This is a genomic window from Clostridium sp., from assembly GCF_017888565.1.
GTDB lineage: Bacteria > Bacillota > Clostridia > Clostridiales > Clostridiaceae > Clostridium.
In genome coordinates, this window is sequence record NZ_JAGHFX010000012.1 from 1 (window position 1) to 2,705 (window position 2,705).

General features: G+C 23.3%; 3 protein-coding genes. All 3 read left to right on the forward strand.

Translation table 11 applies throughout. The annotated features are described in order from the left end of the window. Positions 1–419: 419 nt before the first annotated feature. Positions 420–1,601 carry a ParM/StbA family protein gene (locus tag J7M87_RS02025; protein ID WP_291648176.1) on the forward strand — a complete coding sequence of 394 codons (1,182 nt, stop codon included), beginning with the start codon at positions 420–422 and terminating at the stop codon, positions 1,599–1,601. A 19-nt stretch (positions 1,602–1,620) separates the two neighbouring features. Continuing rightward, positions 1,621–2,004, forward strand: a complete 384-nt coding sequence (locus J7M87_RS02030; protein ID WP_291648178.1) for a hypothetical protein — start codon at positions 1,621–1,623, stop codon at positions 2,002–2,004. A 330-nt stretch (positions 2,005–2,334) separates the two neighbouring features. Beyond that, on the forward strand, positions 2,335–2,705 hold a 371-nt coding region (locus tag J7M87_RS02035), incomplete at its 3' end, for a hypothetical protein (protein WP_291648180.1).

The following is a 2,705-nucleotide window of genomic DNA, read 5'->3' on the forward strand; positions in this document are numbered from 1 at the left end:
AATTAAACTCTTTAATTTAAACTAATAGCCCAACGTAAAACGTTCTTGGACTAGCATCGTATTACCAGTACGGTGCTTTTCTTATTTATATTATACCACATTTTTAAATTTATAAACTACATTTTAATAAAAAATATAGTTATAACATACTATAACACTTGTTAATTGAATTATAATACAATAATTTGTAGTACATTGTTATTATATTTGTAATATAAATTTATTAATAAAATATTATATTTGTATTAGAATTACAATAAATTTCGTCCGTATTATATTTGTAATACATTTTTAATATAAATTTATTATGTTTTATCTGTTTTTGTATTGAATTTGTATTACAAATATATTATAATATAAATATGAAATACATTTGTAATACAAATTTATTAATAAAGTATTATACGGAGGGTTTTAGAATGAATGATAAAGAAATTATATTAAAAGTAGGAAATGATAACGGAAATAGTGAACATGATTTAATAATTAATGGTGTTTCAATAGCTCAACCTAATGTTTTTGCTAAGGTTAGAAAATTACCTAATTTAGATGAAGTGAATAAAGATTATGTTTTAGAAAATATTTCTGACAATTTAATAGTTACTTGTGAAGATCCATCTGGTATATATTATATTGGAAATTATGCTTTAAAATCAGGACAAAAAGTTAGAAATATTGAAGTTGGAATTGATAATAATAAAATTGAAAGTGATATAGTAATGGTTAATACTTTAGCTCAAATTGCTGGATTTGGTGTCAAAGAATACTATAATAAATTTAATAATTTTGATGATATTATCAACATAAAAGTTGATATGACAACTGCTTTACCTATTAGTTACTATTCTCACAAAAAATCATTAGAATTTGCTGATAAATTCTTAAATAAATCACATATTGTTACAGTTCATATTGGCAATTCAACAGCTAGAGTTAAAATAGATTTTGAATTTGTTAAAGTAATACCTGAAGGTGTAACAAGTATTTTTGCATTAAAAGAATGTAATAATGATATATTTGAAGAATATAATCTTCAAAATAAAGATAAGTTAAATAGTGATTATTTCAAAGATGCTAGGGTTCTTCATGCTGCTATAGGTGAAGGTACTTCTGAATTTCCTATAACTAAGGGTATAGAGTTTAATCCCGACTTTATAAAAGGTACTAATAATGGAATCGGTCATGCTATAGATAAAGCTATTGAAGAATTTAAATCATTAAAAGGATTAAGTAAATTCAGCAGACAAGATTATTCAAAGATATTAATGGATGATAGTCATAAATTCCATGATGATTCTATGGAAATTGTAGAACAATATATAGATGAAGAAGCCGAAGAAATATTACATCATATTAAAACTGAAATTCAAAAAGCTAATAATGAAATTGATGTTGTTTGTGTATATGGTGGTGGTTCTATCTTTATGAGAACTTATTTAGAATCAAATTTAAAGAGTTTCTGCGATAGAGCTGAAATTAAACTTCTTTATATTCCTAAAGAATATGCTGTTACTTTAGAAGCCGAAGGTTTATATAATTTTACTAACAGTAAAATTTTTGAAGTTTTAAAATCAAAGTATATTCAATCTAAAAATAAATAATTCGGGTAGGTGAAATTCTATGGCTGATACTCAAAAGAAGAAAAGATCTGTATATTCATTTGGACTAAAAAAAACTGATAGTCCTATTATTAAAGACTTTATAGAGAATCAAACCAATTTTTCTGAAACTGTAAGATATTTAATTTATAAGTATGTTTCTGAAAATAATACTGATGATATTTCTTATAAATTTAATGAGTTAGTTTTTAGTAATGCTATGTCTTTAAAGTCAAATACTAGTGAAAATATTAATATAAATTCAAGTAACACAAATGTAACACATGATGTTACTGATACTAATTCTGAAAGTAGTAAACCTACTAATGAAGTAGATTATGATAATGAAATTAGTTGTGATAATGAATCTTTAGGTGATGATGATATTCCTGCTTGTTATAAATAGAAATAGTTATTTTATAACCTATAAAACTAAAAGTGTTCCCCAGGAACACTTTTTTTATTGCTTATTTTATAAAATTTATACACTAATAATAAATTAATATAAAGTTGTTCCCTGGGAACACTTTATTATTTTTTAAAATTTATATCAAAACAAAGGCAAATTCACTTAACTCCTTTTTAATATACTAATATTTAAATTTGGTATATTAAAAATATTAATATATTACTAATATACTATTTAATTTTAGTATATTATTTTAAATTATTAGTATATTTTCCATTGAAATAGTGATATAATATAAGTATAGATAAAAATGTTGGAGGATTTATGATGAAAGAAGAAAATATAAAAGAGAAAAAGAAGCAAAAAGCACCATTAGGAATTAGACCTGATGATTATATTGAGCAAAAATTTAAAAGTATGGCAGAAAATAAAGGCATATCTCAAACCAAATTATTTGAAAAAATATTTTGGGAGTTCACGAGAAACTCAAATGAAGCACTAAGACTACAGTCTTTAGACTGTAGCTTAGAATTACAATCTATTAGTGGAGCTTCATCAACTTTAATAAAATCTATAGATAAAATTGTTACAAAGGCTCAACTTGAACTTATGTCTAAAAATAGAGAAGTTGAAAATATTAAAGAAGCTTCAGACAAAAAGATAGAATTAGCTAATATTGAGCTAACAAATAAAATTAA

Coding starts and splice junctions, on each gene's coding strand:
- J7M87_RS02025 (WP_291648176.1), top strand. CDS start 420: ATGAATGATAAAGAAATTATATTAAAAGTAGGAAATGATAACGGAAAT.
- J7M87_RS02030 (WP_291648178.1), top strand. CDS start 1,621: ATGGCTGATACTCAAAAGAAGAAAAGATCTGTATATTCATTTGGACTA.